Consider the following 17,508-nt stretch of genomic DNA (forward strand, 5'->3'; position numbering starts at 1 on the left):
AATAATAACCTCATCTTATGATAAGGCTATTATCTCATATTTTGGTGTCCATTGGATAGGTTTTTAGAGGTGCCCATCTATATTTGATTTATTATCAATCTTTCTATGTTGTAAAATTATGAAGCGTTGGTCTTTGGATTTGAATTTATTCTTTTCAGATACTTTCAAAACCCACTATCATAAGAGTTTTTTCATTATCCTACCTCTGACTGTGTTTAGGATATTCTCTTCGTTCATGACAAATAGAAATAGTTCTTTCTACGTTCGTTTTGACACGACCATTTCTCTCCTGATTTTCATTCTCTTTTTCTCTTGGCTCTTTTACGTCAAGCATTTAGAGCAGGTTTATCGTGATGAGCAGACCATTCAGAGACAGGAAGATGAAAATCGTTCCTTGCAAGGAATGGTGGATAAGCTAGGTCATCTCTATGATGAGGTTCGAGGTTTCCGTCATGATTTTGCAGGGATTGTCGCCAGTATGGAGCCTGCTATAGCTAATCAAGATATGACTGAGGTTTCTACCATTTATCAAGATGTCTTTCTGAAGACCAATGAAAAGCTGAGAAAGGCGGACTACACGGCCTTTAATCTTCATAATATCCATGATATAGCCATTCGTAATACCTTGGCAAAAGCCATGATTGTGGCAGATAAGCAGGGAATTCATTTTAGTTTGGAGACGGTGGGGGTTGTCGAAGAGCTGGATTTGCCGATGTTGGAGGCTATCCGTATCCTCTCTATCCTCACGACAAATGCCTTAGAGGCAGCGAGTGAGTCTGAAAATCCGCAGATTCGGGTTGCTTTGTTGGCAAGTGATAGGAGTGTCCGTTTTATCATTGAAAACACTCGTAAGAAAGAAGAACTGAATCCCAGCATTCTCAGTCAAAAGGGTTACTCTACCAAGGGTAACCACAGTGGACTGGGCTTGGCAACCTTGGAGGATATGGTTTTTCATTATGATTTGAACTTAGATACCCAGCTAGGAGAGACGACTTTTAGACAAGATTTAGAATTGCCATTTAAGAATGAGAAACGAGGGGGAGAGGAATGAGAATTTTAGTTTTGGAAGATGATAGAGTCCAACAAGGACGGATAGAGCAGACTTTACTAGATATCGGTCGCTCTCGCAATTTAAGATTGGAAATTGATATTGCCAAAAACTATGGGGACGTTGAAAAGTATTCACAGTATTTTGACCATTACCAGCTCTATTTATTAGATTTAGAGATTGATGGAGAGCGTGAACGGGGTTTTCAGGTTGCTCAACAGGTTCGGGAGCGAGATCCCTTTACAAGCATTGTCTTTGTGTCCACGCACTCGGAGGCCTTGCCTCTAGCTTTTCGCTACCACTTATCTGCCTTGGATTTTATTTCCAAGGATCAGCCAGAGGAGGATTACCGTCGTCAGCTGGAGCGCTGTCTGGACTATGTGCTGGCAGTGGACAAGAGGGAAAATATGCGTCTCTTCACCTATAGTTTTGAGGGAAGACGGGGCTTTACTCTGCCCTACCATGAGATTTTAGCCTTTGAAACTTCAGTGGAATCCCATCGTATCAAGGTCTATTATGCCAATCATTCTATCAAGACCATTTATGGCAGTCTCAAGGATATCGCTGCCAAGGCTGAAAAAGATTACTTTGTCTATGCCAATCGCAATACTTTAGTCAGTTTACAGGCAATTGAAGAGATGACTGCCACAGAAGTGACCTTGTTAGAAGGCTTGCACTTCCCCGTATCACGAACAGCCAGAAGAACCCTTAAAAAACATCTCAATGTCTAATATCTGTTAGACTTGGATGAGTTTATCAATAAGAATGTCGGAAAATTTTCTGATATTCTTATTTTTTGACTTTTTTTCGAATAGATAAGTAAGAGGAAAAAGAAAGGGGTTTGCTATGAAAACATTCTTATTGGCTTTTGCTGAGGGTTATTTTACCGTATCGTTCATAATCTACATCGCAACGTATTTGATTTTGAGAAATCCGATCAATACCCTATTTTATCCAGAAATTTACCCCGTTTTATTTGGGCTCTTTTATCTAGGATATAAGGTCAATAAAAAGCGAGTAGAGTAAACAGTTAAGAATGACTTGTTAGTCTGCGCTGAAAATAGCTAGGCTAGAATCTAAGAATGCATCGCATTGAAATTTAAAAGGAGTAACTATGAATCGTAATTTAGAACGGTGTTATCTATTCTGACTATGAATAGATCATACCAGAGGTGGCTTAGAAATAGCAGGGACATTAAAAATTGAAGTAACTTTAAATAGGATGTCGTAAAGGTTACTATCAATGATTTATTTGTTCCAAGCTTGCCTAGGGTGTTAGAAAAAAATCATTTTCCTTTCAATAGCATATTTTTAGTAGGTAGGACGCTTGTTCTGCCTATTTTTTTATCCGAAAAGTGCAGTTGGGAGGGAGATAGGCGCATTTGGGGAGGAAGTCCAGTTTTTGTTTGGGGATTGGGGTAAGATAGTTATTATCAGATGAGTTTATACTCTTCGAAAATCAAATTCAAACCACGTCAACGTCGCCTTGCCGTAGATATGTGACTGACTTCGTCAGTCCTATCTACAACCTCAAAACAGTGTTTTGAGCAGCCTGCGGCTAGTTTTCTAGTTTGCTCTTTGATTTTCATTGAGTATTAGGAAAAAGGAGATGAATATGAAATTTGGGAAACGTCACTATCGTCCGCAAGTGGATCAGATGGACTGCGGTGTAGCTTCATTAGCCATGGTTTTTGGTTACTATGGTAGTTATTATTCTTTGGCTCACTTGCGAGAATTGGCCAAGACGACCATGGATGGGACGACGGCTTTGGGCTTGGTTAAGGTGGCAGAGGAGATTGGTTTTGAGACGCGAGCAATTAAGGCGGATATGACGCTTTTTGACTTGCCAGATTTGACTTTTCCTTTTGTTGCTCATGTGCTTAAGGAAGGGAAATTGCTCCACTACTATGTGGTGACTGGGCAGGACAAGGATAGCATTCATATTGCCGATCCAGATCCTGGGGTGAAATTGACCAAACTGCCACGTGAGCGTTTTGCGGAAGAATGGACAGGAGTGACTCTGTTTATGGCACCTAGTCCAGACTACAAGCCTCATAAGGATCAAAAGAATGGTCTGCTCTCTTTTATCCCTATATTAGTGAAGCAGCGTGGCTTGATTGCTAATATCGTTTTGGCAACACTCTTGGTAACCTTGATTAACATTGTGGGTTCTTATTATCTGCAGTCTATCATTGATACCTATGTGCCAGATCAAATGCGTTCGACACTGGGGATTATTTCTATTGGGCTGGTGATTGTCTATATCCTCCAGCAAATCTTGTCTTACGCTCAGGAGTATCTCTTACTTGTTTTGGGGCAACGCTTGTCGATTGATGTGATTTTGTCCTATATCAAGCATGTTTTTCACCTGCCTATGTCCTTCTTTGCGACACGTCGGACAGGGGAAATCGTGTCTCGTTTCACGGATGCTAACAGTATTATCGATGCGCTGGCTTCGACCATCCTTTCGATTTTCCTAGATGTGTCAACGGTTGTCATTATTTCCCTTGTTTTATTTTCACAAAATACCAATCTCTTTTTCATGACTTTATTGGCACTTCCTATCTATACAGTGATTATCTTTGCCTTTATGAAGCCGTTTGAAAAGATGAATCGGGATACCATGGAAGCCAATGCGGTTCTGTCTTCTTCTATCATTGAGGACATCAACGGTATTGAGACTATCAAGTCTTTGACCAGTGAAAGTCAGCGTTACCAAAAGATTGACAAGGAATTTGTGGATTATCTGAAAAAATCCTTTACCTATAGTCGGGCAGAGAGTCAGCAAAAGGCTCTGAAAAAAGTTGCCCATCTCTTACTCAATGTCGGCATTCTCTGGATGGGAGCTGTTCTGGTCATGGATGGCAAGATGAGTTTGGGGCAGTTGATTACCTATAATACCTTGCTGGTTTACTTTACAAATCCTTTGGAAAATATCATCAATCTGCAAACCAAGCTTCAGACAGCACAGGTTGCCAATAACCGTCTAAATGAAGTATATCTGGTAGCTTCGGAGTTTGAGGAGAAGAAAACGGTTGAGGATTTGAGCTTGATGAAGGGAGATATGACCTTCAAGCAGGTTTCTTACAAGTATGGCTATGGTCGAGACGTCTTGTTGGATATCAATTTGACCATTCCCCAAGGTTCTAAGGTGGCTTTTGTGGGGATTTCAGGGTCAGGTAAGACGACCTTGGCCAAGATGATGGTTAATTTTTACGACCCAAGTCAAGGGGAGATTAGTCTGGGTGGTGTCAATCTCAATCAGATTGATAAAAAGGCCTTGCGCCAGTATATCAACTATCTGCCTCAACAGCCCTATGTCTTTAACGGAACGATTTTGGACAATCTTCTTTTGGGAGCCAAGGAGGGGACGACACAGGAAGATATCTTACGGGCGGTCGAATTGGCAGAGATTCGGGAGGACATTGAGCGCATGCCACTGAATTACCAGACAGAATTGACTTCGGATGGAGCAGGAATTTCAGGTGGTCAACGTCAGAGAATTGCTCTGGCGCGTGTTCTCTTGACAGATGCACCGGTCTTGATTTTGGACGAGGCGACCAGCAGTTTGGATATTTTGACAGAGAAGCGGATTGTTGATAATCTCATGGCTTTGGACAAGACCTTGATTTTCATTGCCCACCGCTTGACCATTGCTGAGCGGACAGAGAAGGTTGTTGTCTTGGATCAGGGCAAGATTGTCGAAGAAGGAAAGCATGCTGATTTGCTTGCACAGGGTGGTTTTTACGCCCATTTGGTGAATAGCTAGAAAGAGGAGAGGATGAAACCAGAATTTTTAGAAAGTGCGGAGTTTTACAATCGTCGTTACCATAATTTTTCCAGTCGGGTGATTGTACCCATGTCTCTTCTGCTCGTGTTTTTGCTTGGCTTTGCAACTTTGGCAGAGAAGGAGATGAGTTTGTCAACTAGAGCTACTGTTGAGCCTAGTCGTATCCTTGCAAATATCCAGTCAACTAGCAACAATCGCATTCTTGTCAATCATTTGGAAGAAAATAAGCTGGTTAAGAAGGGGGATCTTCTGCTTCAATATCAGGAAGGGGCAGAAGGTGTTCAAGCGGAGTCCTATGCCAGTCAGTTGGACATGCTCAAGGATCAAAAAAAGCAATTGGAGTATTTGCAGAAGAGTCTGCAAGAAGGGACGGATTACTTTCCAGAGGAGGATAAGTTTGGCTACCAGGCCACCTTTCGCGACTACATCAGTCAAGCAGGCAGTCTTAGGGCTAGTACATCGCAACAAAACGAGACTATCGCGTCCCAGAATGCAGCAGCTAGTCAAACCCAAGCTGAAATCGGCAACCTCATCAGTCAAACAGAGGCTAAAATTCGCGATTACCAGACAGCTAAGTCAGCTATTGAAACAGGTGCTTCCTTGGCCAGTCAGAATCTAGCCTACTCTCTCTTCCAGTCCTACAAGTCTCAGGGCGAGGAAAATCCGCAAGCTAAGGCACAAGCAGTTGCGCAGGTAGAAGCACAGCTTTCTCAGTTAGAATCTAGTCTTGCTACTTATCGTGTCCAGTATGCAGGTTCAGGTATCCAGCAAGCCTATGCGTCAGGCTTAAGCAGTCAATTGGAGTCTCTCAAATCCCAACACTTGGCAAAGGTTGGTCAGGAATTGACCCTTCTAGACCAGAAAATCTTGGAAGCAGAGTCAGGTAAGAAGGTACAGGGAAATCTTCTAGACAAGGGGAAAATTACGGCCAGTGAGGATGGGGTGCTTCACCTTAATCCTGAGACTAGTGATTCTACCATGGTTGCAGAAGGTGGCCTACTAGCCCAACTCTATCCGTCCTTGGAAAAAGAAGGGAAAGCCAAACTAACAGCTTATCTTAGTTCAAAAGATGTAGCAAGAGTCAAGATTGGGGACTCTGTTCGTTATACTACGACTCATGATGCCAAGAATCAAATTTTCCTAGATTCTACGATTACCAGCATAGATGCGACAGCTACCAAGACTGAGAAAGGGAATTTCTTTAAAATCGAGGCGGAGACTAATCTAACTTCTGAGCAGGCTGAAAAACTTCGGTATGGGGTGGAAGGTCGTCTGCAGATGATTACGGGCAAGAAAAGTTATCTGCGCTATTATTTGGATCAGTTTTTGAATAAAGAGTAATGTTCGTGTTTTTGGAGTTATACTCAATGAAAATCAAAGAGCAAACTAGAAAACTAGCTGCAGGCTGTACTTGAGTACGGCAAGGCGACGTTGACGCGGTTTGAATTTGATTTTCGAAGAGTATTAAATGATTTTAAAACTGTGAGAAAGATACTTCTTGCAGTTTTTTCTTTACGATTTTTAGAGTTAATGTGTTATTTATTCGGTTAAATTCTTGTAATTTTAGGTTTTTTGTGGTAGAATGTGCTCAAGTAATACGAAAGGCGAACTTTAAAATGTCAAAACAATTGATCTATTCGGGAAAAGCTAAAGACATCTATACAACTGAGGATGAAAATCTTATTATTTCAACTTACAAGGACCAGGCGACTGCTTTCAATGGTGTCAAGAAGGAGCAGATTGCAGGCAAGGGAGTATTGAATAATCAGATTTCATCTTTTATTTTTGAGAAATTAAATGCGGCTGGTGTGGCGACTCACTTTGTGGAGAAGCTTTCAGACACGGAACAACTCAATAAAAAGGTTAAGATTATTCCTTTGGAAGTCGTGCTCCGCAACTATACTGCTGGTTCCTTTTCAAAACGTTTTGGTGTAGACGAAGGTATCGCATTTGAGACTCCGATTGTCGAATTTTACTATAAAAATGATGATTTGGATGATCCCTTTATCAATGATGAGCATGTGAAATTTCTAAAGATTGCGGATGACCAGCAGATTGCCTACTTGAAGGAAGAAACCCGTCGTATCAATGAACTCTTGAAAGCTTGGTTTGCTGAGATTGGGCTTAAGTTGATTGACTTTAAGCTAGAGTTCGGTTTTGACAAGGATGGCAAGATTATCTTAGCAGATGAATTTTCACCAGATAACTGCCGTTTGTGGGATGCGGATGGCAACCACATGGATAAGGATGTTTTCCGTAGGGGACTAGGTGAATTAACCGATGTTTATGAAGTTGTTTGGGAAAAGTTGCAGGAATTGAAATAATCTGTTTGCAACGGAAAACCTTCGTCTCTCAACTAAAAGGACTTAGGCTGAAAAGGTCCCCCGACCTTTTCACTCCGTAGAGGATTGGGAGAACTAACCGACGTTTACGAGATTGTTTGGGAAAAGTTGCAAGAATTGAAATAACAACCTCAAGGTCGTTGGAACATTGTAAGAGCTGAAATAAAGGAATAAGAATTGATGGATAAACGTATTTTTGTTGAAAAAAAGGCTGATTTTCAGGTCAAGTCAGAGAGTTTGGTTAGAGAACTCCAGCATAACTTGGGACTTTCAAGCTTGAAAAGTATTCGTATTGTGCAAGTGTATGATGTCTTTAGCTTGGCTGAGGACTTGTTTGCGCCTGCAGAGAAACACATTTTCTCTGAGCAGGTGACAGACCATGTCTTGGATGAAGCTGCTGTACAGGCGGATCTTGCCAACTATGCTTTCTTTGCCATTGAAAGCCTGCCAGGGCAGTTTGACCAGCGTGCGGCTTCTTCACAGGAAGCCTTGCTTTTGTTGGGAAGTTCGAGTGATGTGACGGTTAATACAGCACAATTGTACTTGGTCAATAAAGATATTGATGCGACTGAGTTGGAAGCAGTCAAAAACTACTTACTCAACCCAGTTGATTCTCGTTTCAAGGACATCACAACAGGGATTGCCAAGCAGGAATTTTCAGAGTCGGACAAGACCATTCCTAAATTGACTTTCTTTGAAAGTTATACAGCAGAAGACTTTGCCCGCTACAAGGCAGAGCAAGGGATGGCCATGGAAGTGGATGATTTGCTCTTTATCCAAGACTACTTTAAGTCAATAGGGCGCGTGCCGACGGAAACAGAGCTCAAGGTTTTGGACACTTACTGGTCTGACCACTGCCGTCATACGACTTTTGAAACAGAGTTGAAACAGATTGATTTCTCAGCATCGAAATTCCAAAAGCAATTGCAGGCGACTTATGACAAGTATATTGCCATGCGTGATGAGTTGGGCCGTTCGGAGAAACCACAAACCTTGATGGACATGGCGACTATTTTCGGTCGTTATGAGCGTGCTAATGGACGTTTGGACGATATGGAGGTGTCTGACGAAATCAATGCCTGCTCGGTTGAAATCGAAGTGGACGTTGATGGTGTCAAGGAACCTTGGCTCCTCATGTTTAAAAACGAAACCCACAACCACCCAACGGAAATTGAGCCATTTGGTGGAGCGGCTACTTGTATCGGTGGAGCCATTCGTGACCCGTTGTCAGGCCGTTCCTACGTTTACCAAGCCATGCGTATCTCTGGTGCGGGTGATATTACAGCTCCGATTTCGGAAACTCGCGCTGGTAAATTGCCACAACAGGTCATTTCTAAGACAGCTGCTCATGGTTATTCTTCATATGGTAACCAGATTGGGCTTGCGACGACCTATGTTCGTGAATATTTCCACCCAGGTTTTGTAGCTAAACGTATGGAGTTAGGTGCAGTAGTCGGTGCGGCTCCCAAGGGCAATGTGGTTCGTGAAAAACCGGAAGCTGGTGACGTGATTATCTTGCTCGGTGGTAAGACTGGACGTGATGGTGTAGGGGGTGCAACGGGATCTTCTAAGGTTCAAACAGTTGAGTCTGTAGAGACTGCTGGAGCTGAGGTACAAAAAGGGAATGCCATCGAAGAACGCAAGATTCAACGCCTTTTCCGTAATGGCGATGTGACTCGTCTTATCAAGAAATCCAACGACTTTGGTGCTGGTGGTGTCTGTGTAGCTATCGGTGAATTGGCAGACGGCCTTGAAATCGATCTTAATAAAGTGCCTCTTAAATACCAAGGCTTGAATGGTACCGAAATTGCAATCTCTGAATCACAAGAACGGATGGCGGTCGTGGTTCGTCCTGAAGATGTGGATGCCTTCGTTGCCGAATGTAACAAAGAAAATATTGACGCTGTTGTTGTTGCGACAGTAACTGAAAAACCAAATTTAGTCATGCACTGGAATGGTGAAACCATTGTCGACTTGGAACGTCGTTTCCTTGATACAAATGGTGTGCGCGTGGTCGTCGATGCTAAGGTTGTGGATAAGGATGTCAAGCTTCCAGAAGAACGTCAAACATCTGCTAACACACTTGAAGCAGATACTCTTGAGGTTCTATCTGACTTGAACCACGCTAGTCAAAAAGGTTTGCAAACCATCTTTGACTGTTCGGTCGGTCGTTCAACGGTTAATCACCCACTTGGTGGTCGTTACCAACTCACACCAACTGAGGCATCTGTGCAAAAATTACCAGTTCAACACGGTGTGACTCATACCGCGTCTGTCATGGCTCAAGGTTTCAACCCTTACCTAGCAGAATGGTCTCCATACCACGGTGCTGCTTATGCGGTTATTGAAGCGACTGCTCGTTTGGTTGCTGCTGGTGCAAACTGGTCTAAGGCTCGTTTCTCATACCAAGAATATTTCGAGCGCATGGACAAACAGGCAGAGCGTTTCGGTCAGCCAGTAGCCGCCCTTCTAGGCTCTATCGAAGCACAAATCCAACTTGGCTTGCCATCTATCGGTGGGAAGGACTCCATGTCTGGGACCTTTGAAGAATTGACCGTACCACCAACCTTGGTTGCCTTTGGGGTGACGACGGCAGATAGCCGTAATGTGCTCTCTCCAGAATTTAAAGCTGTTGGGGAAAATATTTACTACATCCCAGGTCAAGCCCTCTCTGCAGAGATTGATTTTGACTTGATTAAGAAAAACTTTACTTGGTTTGAAGCCATCCAAGCTGAACACAAAGTAACATCTGCATCAGCTGTCAAATACGGCGGTGTGCTTGAAAGCTTGGCTCTTGCTACCGTTGGAAACCATATCGGAGCAGAGATAACCTTGTCTGAGCTTGAAAGTTCTTTGACAGCACAATTGGGCGGATTTGTCTTTACATCGCCTCAAGAAATTGCTGGAGTAGAGAAAATCGGTCAAACAAGTGCAGACTTTACACTTCTTGTCAACGGTGTGAAGCTAGATGGACAGAAACTTGACAGTGCCTTCCAAGGCAAACTGGAAGAAGTTTACCCAACAGAATTTGTCCAAGCCAAAGAACTAGCTGAAGTACCAGCTGTGGCATCAGATGTTGTGATTAAAGCTAAAGAAAAAGTTGAAAAACCGGTGGTCTATATCCCAGTCTTCCCAGGAACCAACTCAGAATATGACTCAGCCAAGGCATTTGAAAAAGAAGGCGCAGAGGTTAACTTGGTGCCATTCGTGACACTCAATGAAGAAGCTATTGTCAAGTCAGTTGAAACTATGGTTGACAACATCAGCAAGGCTAATATCCTTTTCTTTGCAGGTGGATTCTCAGCTGCGGACGAACCAGATGGTTCAGCTAAGTTTATCGTCAACATCCTGCTTAATGAAAAAGTGCGTGTAGCTATTGATAGCTTTATCGCCCGTGGTGGTTTAATTATCGGTATCTGTAATGGATTCCAGGCCTTGGTCAAATCAGGTCTTCTTCCATACGGAAACTTTGAAGATGCCAGCAGTACGAGCCCAACCCTCTTCTACAATGACGCCAACCAACACGTGGCCAAGATGGTAGAAACTCGCATTGCCAATACCAACTCACCATGGTTGACTGGTGTGCAAGTGGGTGATATCCACGCCATTCCTGTTTCGCACGGTGAAGGGAAATTTGTCGTGACAGCTGAGGAATTTGCAGAGCTCCGTGACAACGGACAAATTTTCAGCCAATACGTTGACTTTGACGGCAAACCAAGTATGGATTCTAAGTACAATCCAAATGGTTCTGTCCATGCCATCGAAGGAATTACCAGCAAGAACGGCCAAATCATCGGTAAGATGGGACACTCAGAACGTTATGAGGATGGTCTTTTCCAAAATATCCCAGGAAATAAAGACCAGCACCTGTTCGCGTCAGCGGTTAAATACTTTACTGGAAAATAAGACTTACAGATTTTCTAATAGATAGTATCAGTAATGTAAAAGTCATGTAGATTTAGCTCTTGGTGCTACACAAATAAAAATTAGGTATATAAAATGACATACGAAGTAAAATCTCTTAATGAAGAATGTGGTGTTTTCGGCATCTGGGGACATCCAGATGCTGCTAAATTGACCTATTTTGGTCTCCATAGTCTTCAGCACCGTGGTCAGGAGGGGGCAGGAATCCTCTCCAATGACCAAGGGAAACTAAAGCGGCATCGCGATATGGGGCTTCTATCAGAAGTCTTCAGAAATCCTGCTAACTTAGATAAATTGACAGGAACTGGTGCGATTGGGCATGTGCGTTATGCGACTGCTGGCGAAGCTTCTGTAGATAACATCCAGCCCTTCCTCTTCCGTTTTCACGATATGCAGTTTGGTTTGGCTCATAATGGAAATCTGACCAATGCTACCTCTCTCAAGAAAGAATTGGAACAAAGAGGAGCAATTTTCAGCGCAACTTCGGACTCGGAAATCTTGGCTCACCTCATTCGTCGCAGTCATAATCCTAGCCTGATGGGCAAAATCAAGGAAGCGCTCAGCCTTGTTAAAGGTGGTTTTGCCTATATCTTGCTGTTTGAGGACAAGTTGATTGCGGCTCTTGACCCCAATGGTTTTCGTCCGCTTTCTATCGGGAAAATGGCCAACGGAGCGGTGGTGGTTTCCTCTGAAACCTGTGCTTTTGAGGTCATTGGTGCTGAGTGGATTCGTGATTTGAAGCCAGGTGAGATTGTGATCATTGATGACAAGGGAATCCAGTATGATAGCTATACAGATGATACTCAGTTAGCAATCTGTTCTATGGAGTATATCTATTTTGCTCGCCCTGATTCTAACATTCATGGTGTCAATGTCCATACAGCACGTAAACGTATGGGTGCTCAATTGGCGCGTGAATTCAAGCACGAGGCGGATATCGTGGTCGGTGTGCCCAATTCTTCCCTCAGCGCGGCTATGGGATTTGCGGAAGAGTCCGGGCTACCAAATGAAATGGGCCTTATCAAGAACCAATACACGCAACGGACCTTTATTCAACCGACTCAAGAATTGCGGGAGCAAGGGGTGCGGATGAAATTGTCTGCAGTTTCTGGTGTTGTCAAAGGCAAGCGTGTGGTTATGATTGATGACTCTATTGTACGTGGAACAACCTCTCGTCGTATCGTTCAGCTCTTGAAAGAAGCGGGTGCAACTGAGGTTCACGTTGCTATTGGTAGTCCAGCGCTAGCTTATCCATGTTTCTACGGGATTGATATCCAGACACGTCAGGAGCTGATTGCGGCTAATCATACGGTCGAAGAAACTCGCCAAATCATTGGTGCGGACAGTCTGACCTATCTTTCTATTGAGGGGTTGATTGAGTCGATTGGGATTGAAACAGATGCACCAAATGGTGGTCTCTGTGTTGCTTATTTTGACGGTGACTACCCGACACCTCTCTATGACTACGAAGAAGACTATCGTCGAAGTTTGGAAGAAAAGACCAGTTTTTACAAATAGATGATAGATTTTCCGTTAAAGAAAAGGAATATAAAAATGACAAATAAGAATGCTTACGCTCAATCTGGTGTGGATGTTGAAGCGGGTTATGAAGTTGTTGAACGAATCAAAAAGCACGTGGCTCGTACGGAGCGCGCAGGTGTTATGGGAGCTCTTGGTGGTTTCGGTGGTATGTTTGACCTTTCAAAAACAGGTGTCAAAGAACCTGTCTTGATTTCAGGGACTGATGGTGTCGGAACTAAGCTCATGCTGGCTATTAAGTACGACAAGCACGATACCATCGGTCAGGACTGTGTGGCCATGTGTGTCAATGATATCATCGCTGCAGGTGCGGAGCCCCTCTATTTCCTTGACTACGTAGCGACAGGGAAGAATGAACCAGCTAAGCTAGAACAAGTGGTTGCTGGTGTGGCAGAAGGTTGTGTGCAGGCAGGCGCTGCCCTCATCGGTGGGGAAACAGCTGAAATGCCTGGTATGTATGGCGAAGATGACTACGACTTGGCTGGTTTTGCGGTTGGTGTGGCTGAAAAATCTCAAATCATTGACGGTTCAAAAGTGGCAGAGGGAGATGTTCTTCTTGGACTTGCTTCAAGTGGGATTCATTCCAATGGTTACTCTCTCGTCCGTCGTGTCTTTGCGGATTACACAGGTGAGGAAATCTTGCCAGAATTGGAAGGCAAGCAACTCAAGGAAGTTCTTCTTGAGCCGACTCGTATCTATGTCAAGGCTGTTTTGCCACTCATCAAGGAAGAGTTGGTCAACGGCATTGCCCACATCACTGGTGGTGGCTTTATCGAAAATGTCCCTCGTATGTTTGCAGCTGACTTGGCTGCTGAGATTGAGGAAGACAAGGTTCCAGTTTTACCGATTTTCAAAGCCCTTGAAAAATACGGTCAGATCAAACACGAAGAAATGTTTGAAATCTTCAATATGGGTGTGGGACTTATGCTAGCAGTTAGCCCTGAAAATGTAATTCGTGTCAAGGAATTGTTGGATGAACCAGTCTATGAAATTGGTCGCATCGTCAAGAAAGAAAACGAAAGTGTCATCATCAAATGAAAAAAATAGCGGTTTTTGCCTCTGGTAATGGCTCAAATTTTCAGGTGATTGCCGAACAGTTTTCAGTGGAGTTTGTCTTTTCAGACCATCGTGATGCCTATGTGCTCGAACGTGCAGACAAGCTCGGCGTTCTGTCCTATGCTTTTGAACTCAAGGAGTTTGAGAGCAAGGCAGACTACGAAGCAGCCCTTGTTGAGCTATTAGAAGAGCACCAGATTGACTTGGTTTGTCTAGCAGGCTACATGAAAATCGTTGGGCCAACCTTATTGGCGGCTTATGAAGGCAGAATTATCAATATTCATCCAGCCTACTTGCCAGAATTTCCAGGAGCTCATGGGATTGAAGATGCTTGGAATGCTGACGTGGATCAGTCTGGTGTGACCATTCACTGGGTGGACTCTGGAGTGGATACAGGAAAGGTCATCAAACAAGTACGTGTACCACGGTTGGCTGATGATACCATTGAAAGTTTTGAAACTCGGATTCATGAAGCGGAGTACAAGTTGTATCCGGAAGTTATTAGAGAATTGTTGGACAAGTAAATGAAAAAATGGTTGGAAACACTTGCCTTGATTACCTTGGTAATCATTCTACGTTTACTAGTAAATTTTTTGTTCCCAGAGATTCCCTATTGGGGGAGATTTTTACTGACAGTAATTTTGGGAGTCTTGGTAATCGTCTCCCTACACTTTATGAATCGAAAAATTCGTAGGTAGAGAGTTTGAAAATGAAAGGAAAAAACATGACTAAACGCGCCTTAATCAGCGTCTCAGACAAAGCGGGCATTGTTGAATTTGCCCAAGAACTTAAAAAACTTGGTTGGGAGATTATCTCGACTGGTGGAACTAAGGTTGCCCTTGATACTGCTGGTGTGGACACCATTGCTATCGATGATGTGACTGGTTTCCAGAGATGATGGACGGTCGTGTCAAGACCCTCCATCCAAATATCCACGGTGGGCTCCTTGCTCGGCGCGACTTGGATAGCCACCTAGAAGCGGCTAAAGATAATAAGATTGAATTGATTGACCTTGTGGTGGTCAATCTCTATCCCTTTAAAGAAACGATTCTCAAACCAGACGTGACTTATGCTGATGCGGTGGAGAACATCGATATCGGTGGGCCATCTATGCTTCGCTCGGCAGCGAAGAATCATGCCAGCGTAACAGTTGTTGTAGACCCTGTTGACTATGATGTGGTGCTTAACGAGTTGTCAGCCAACGGCGAAACGACTTACGAAACCCGCCAACGTTTGGCAGCCAAGGTTTTCCGTCATACAGCGGCTTATGACGCCTTGATTGCAGAGTATTTCACAGCTCAAGTGGGGGAAAGCAAACCTGAAAAGCTCACTTTGACCTATGACCTCAAACAAGCTATGCGTTACGGTGAGAACCCTCAACAAGACGCGGATTTCTACCAAAAAGCTTTGCCAACAGACTACTCGATTGCTTCAGCGAAACAGCTCAACGGGAAAGAATTGTCATTCAACAATATCCGCGATGCTGACGCTGCCATTCGTATTATCCGTGATTTCAAAGACCGTCCAACCGTTGTGGCTCTCAAACACATGAACACATGTGGAATCGGTCAGGCTGATGACATCGAGACTGCTTGGGACTACGCTTATGAGTCTGACCCAGTTTCTATCTTTGGTGGGATTGTCGTTCTTAACCGTGAGGTAGATGCTGCGACAGCTGAGAAGATGCATGGTGTATTCCTTGAAATTATCATTGCACCAAGCTATACGGATGAAGCGCTAGCCATTTTGACCAACAAAAAGAAAAACTTGCGTATCCTTGCCTTGCCATTTGATGCTCAAGAGGCTAGCGAAGTGGAAGCAGAATACACAGGTGTTGTCGGTGGACTTCTGGTGCAAAACCAAGACGTTGTCAAAGAAAGTCCAGCTGACTGGCAAGTGGTGACCAAACGCCAACCAACTGAGACAGAAGCGACAGCTCTTGAGTTTGCTTGGAAGGCTATTAAATACGTCAAATCAAACGGAATCATTGTAACCAACGACCACATGACACTGGGTGTTGGTCCAGGTCAGACTAACCGTGTGGCTTCTGTTCGCATCGCTATTGACCAAGCTAAAGACCGTCTTGACGGCGCTGTGCTTGCTTCCGATGCCTTCTTCCCATTTGCGGATAACGTGGAAGAAATCGCCAAAGCAGGCATCAAGGCCATCATCCAGCCAGGTGGATCCGTCCGTGACCAAGAGTCTATCGAAGCTGCAGATAAATATAGCTTGACCATGGTCTTCACAGGCGTGAGACATTTTAGACATTAAGAACGTTAAAGGGAAGAAAAAAGTTTCTTTCCTTTTTTTGCGTAAAAACGCGGAGTTAAACAAGATTAAAACGAACGTTTGTGGTATAATGTTAGTAAATAATTCGCAAAAGAGGTTGTAAGATGAAGCTGTTAGTTGTCGGTTCGGGTGGTCGTGAACATGCGATTGCTAAGAAGTTGCTTGAGTCAAAAGAGGTAGAAAAGGTTTTTGTTGCTCCTGGGAATGATGGGATGACTCTGGATGGTTTGGAGGTGGTGAATATCTCCATTTCCGAACATTCTAAATTGATTGAGTTTGCAAAAACCAACGATATTGCTTGGACCTTTATCGGGCCAGATGACGCCCTTGCGGCTGGGATTGTGGATGATTTCAATGCGGCAGGACTCAAAGCTTTTGGTCCGACTAAGGCTGCGGCTGAACTTGAGTGGTCTAAGGATTTTGCCAAGGAAATCATGGTTAAATACGGCGTTCCGACAGCAGTCTATGGCACATTCTCAGATTTCGAGGAAGCTAAGGCCTATATCGAAAAGCAGAGTGCGCCTATCGTAGTCAAGGCGGATGGCTTGGCGCTTGGGAAGGGTGTCGTCGTTGCGGAGACGGTTGAGCAAGCAGTCGAAGCAGCTCATGAGATGCTATTGGACAATAAATTCGGTGATTCAGGTGCGCGTGTAGTTATTGAGGAATTCCTTGATGGGGAGGAATTTTCACTCTTTGCCTTTGTCAATGGTGATAAGTTCTACATCATGCCAACGGCTCAGGACCACAAACGTGCCTATGATGGCGACAAAGGGCCTAACACGGGTGGTATGGGTGCCTATGCGCCAGTTCCACACTTACCACATAGTGTAGTTGATATAGCGGTCGACACCATTGTCAAGCCAGTCCTCGAAGGGATGATTAAAGAAAGTCGCCCTTATCTGGGTGTCCTTTACGCAGGGCTTATCTTGACAGCTGATGGACCTAAGGTCATCGAGTTTAACGCTCGCTTTGGAGATCCTGAAACTCAGATTATTCTACCTCGATTAACCTCTGATTTTGCGCAAAATATCACGGATATTCTCGATGGTAAGGATCCGAAGATCACGTGGACGGACAAGGGTGTGACGCTGGGTGTGGTTGTCGCATCCAATGGTTATCCGCTAGACTATGAAAAAGGTGTCAAGTTGCCAGCCAAGACAGAAGGCGACATTATCACCTATTATGCAGGGGCTAAGTTTGCGGAAAATAGCAGAGCACTGCTATCAAACGGTGGACGTGTTTATATGCTAGTTACCACAGCAGACACCGTCAAAGAAGCCCAAAACACCATCTACAGCCAACTCGACAAACAAAACACAGAAGGGCTCTTCTACCGAACCGATATCGGAAGCAAGGCGATTAAGTAAAGATATAAGAATAACGCGACTGAGTCGCCAAACCCGATAATGGTTGCCGTGGTGAAAAGACCAGAACAGTATCTGTTCTGGTCGGGGAAACTTTGAGACCTTAGGCTCAAAGTTTAGGAATGAAACCGAAGGTTTGCTTCCGTCCCCACCACC

The 17,508-nt window shown here is 44.0% G+C and carries 11 protein-coding genes and 1 pseudogene; all 12 read left to right on the plus strand.

Annotated features, from left to right (window positions below):
* Positions 1 to 235 precede the first annotated feature (235 nt).
* The 12 genes and pseudogenes from K1I71_RS07290 (at position 236) to purD (ending at position 17,355) form a co-directional block, all read left to right on the plus strand.
* Positions 236 to 1,051, plus strand: a complete 816-nt coding sequence (locus tag K1I71_RS07290; protein ID WP_223330611.1) for a GHKL domain-containing protein — start codon at positions 236 to 238, stop codon at positions 1,049 to 1,051.
* Entirely contained in the window at positions 1,048 to 1,779 is a 732-nt protein-coding gene (locus K1I71_RS07295; protein WP_045606519.1) for a response regulator transcription factor, read from the plus strand. The genes K1I71_RS07290 and K1I71_RS07295 overlap by 4 nt, the downstream gene beginning before the upstream one ends.
* Positions 1,780 to 1,894: 115 nt before the next feature.
* Entirely contained in the window at positions 1,895 to 2,074 is a 180-nt protein-coding gene (locus K1I71_RS07300) for a hypothetical protein (RefSeq protein ID WP_223330612.1), read from the plus strand.
* A gap of 589 nt (positions 2,075 to 2,663) precedes the next feature.
* Positions 2,664 to 4,817 carry a peptide cleavage/export ABC transporter ComA gene (comA, locus tag K1I71_RS07305; RefSeq protein ID WP_223330613.1) on the plus strand — a complete coding sequence of 718 codons (2,154 nt, stop codon included), beginning with the start codon at positions 2,664 to 2,666 and terminating at the stop codon, positions 4,815 to 4,817.
* Positions 4,818 to 4,829: 12 nt separating this feature from the next.
* Positions 4,830 to 6,179, plus strand: coding sequence for a competence pheromone export protein ComB (gene comB, locus K1I71_RS07310; RefSeq protein WP_033686105.1), 1,350 nt, complete (start codon positions 4,830 to 4,832; stop codon positions 6,177 to 6,179).
* A 275-nt stretch (positions 6,180 to 6,454) separates the two neighbouring features.
* A complete protein-coding gene (gene purC / locus K1I71_RS07315) occupies positions 6,455 to 7,162 on the plus strand; it encodes a phosphoribosylaminoimidazolesuccinocarboxamide synthase (protein WP_033686106.1) in 708 nt (235 codons plus the stop codon).
* A 198-nt stretch (positions 7,163 to 7,360) separates the two neighbouring features.
* Positions 7,361 to 11,086: a phosphoribosylformylglycinamidine synthase gene (locus K1I71_RS07325; protein WP_045606525.1), complete on the plus strand. Its 3,726-nt coding sequence runs from the start codon at positions 7,361 to 7,363 to the stop codon at positions 11,084 to 11,086.
* A gap of 93 nt (positions 11,087 to 11,179) precedes the next feature.
* Entirely contained in the window at positions 11,180 to 12,622 is a 1,443-nt protein-coding gene (purF, locus tag K1I71_RS07330; RefSeq protein WP_223330614.1) for an amidophosphoribosyltransferase, read from the plus strand.
* Between the two features lie 36 nt (positions 12,623 to 12,658).
* Positions 12,659 to 13,681, plus strand: coding sequence for a phosphoribosylformylglycinamidine cyclo-ligase (gene purM, locus K1I71_RS07335; RefSeq protein ID WP_223330615.1), 1,023 nt, complete (start codon positions 12,659 to 12,661; stop codon positions 13,679 to 13,681).
* Positions 13,678 to 14,223: a phosphoribosylglycinamide formyltransferase gene (purN, locus tag K1I71_RS07340; protein ID WP_223330616.1), complete on the plus strand. Its 546-nt coding sequence runs from the start codon at positions 13,678 to 13,680 to the stop codon at positions 14,221 to 14,223. Before purM ends, purN begins: the two co-directional genes overlap by 4 nt.
* A 200-nt stretch (positions 14,224 to 14,423) precedes the next feature.
* A pseudogene (gene purH, locus K1I71_RS07345) lies at positions 14,424 to 15,970 on the plus strand (bifunctional phosphoribosylaminoimidazolecarboxamide formyltransferase/IMP cyclohydrolase).
* Positions 15,971 to 16,092: 122 nt separating this feature from the next.
* Entirely contained in the window at positions 16,093 to 17,355 is a 1,263-nt protein-coding gene (gene purD / locus K1I71_RS07350; protein ID WP_223330617.1) for a phosphoribosylamine--glycine ligase, read from the plus strand.
* Positions 17,356 to 17,508 lie beyond the last annotated feature (153 nt).

This window comes from Streptococcus mitis, from assembly GCF_019929545.1.
In the GTDB taxonomy this organism is placed as follows: domain Bacteria; phylum Bacillota; class Bacilli; order Lactobacillales; family Streptococcaceae; genus Streptococcus; species Streptococcus mitis_BU.

What these genes read in the sequence shown, in the direction of transcription:
- K1I71_RS07295 (WP_045606519.1), top strand. Translation starts at nt 1,048, where the DNA reads ATGAGAATTTTAGTTTTGGAAGATGATAGAGTCCAACAAGGACGGATA.
- purF (WP_223330614.1), top strand. Translation starts at nt 11,180, where the DNA reads ATGACATACGAAGTAAAATCTCTTAATGAAGAATGTGGTGTTTTCGGC.
- K1I71_RS07300 (WP_223330612.1), top strand. Translation starts at nt 1,895, where the DNA reads ATGAAAACATTCTTATTGGCTTTTGCTGAGGGTTATTTTACCGTATCG.
- comA (WP_223330613.1), top strand. Translation starts at nt 2,664, where the DNA reads ATGAAATTTGGGAAACGTCACTATCGTCCGCAAGTGGATCAGATGGAC.
- K1I71_RS07325 (WP_045606525.1), top strand. Translation starts at nt 7,361, where the DNA reads ATGGATAAACGTATTTTTGTTGAAAAAAAGGCTGATTTTCAGGTCAAG.
- comB (WP_033686105.1), top strand. Translation starts at nt 4,830, where the DNA reads ATGAAACCAGAATTTTTAGAAAGTGCGGAGTTTTACAATCGTCGTTAC.
- purN (WP_223330616.1), top strand. Translation starts at nt 13,678, where the DNA reads ATGAAAAAAATAGCGGTTTTTGCCTCTGGTAATGGCTCAAATTTTCAG.
- purD (WP_223330617.1), top strand. Translation starts at nt 16,093, where the DNA reads ATGAAGCTGTTAGTTGTCGGTTCGGGTGGTCGTGAACATGCGATTGCT.
- purM (WP_223330615.1), top strand. Translation starts at nt 12,659, where the DNA reads ATGACAAATAAGAATGCTTACGCTCAATCTGGTGTGGATGTTGAAGCG.
- K1I71_RS07290 (WP_223330611.1), top strand. Translation starts at nt 236, where the DNA reads ATGACAAATAGAAATAGTTCTTTCTACGTTCGTTTTGACACGACCATT.
- purC (WP_033686106.1), top strand. Translation starts at nt 6,455, where the DNA reads ATGTCAAAACAATTGATCTATTCGGGAAAAGCTAAAGACATCTATACA.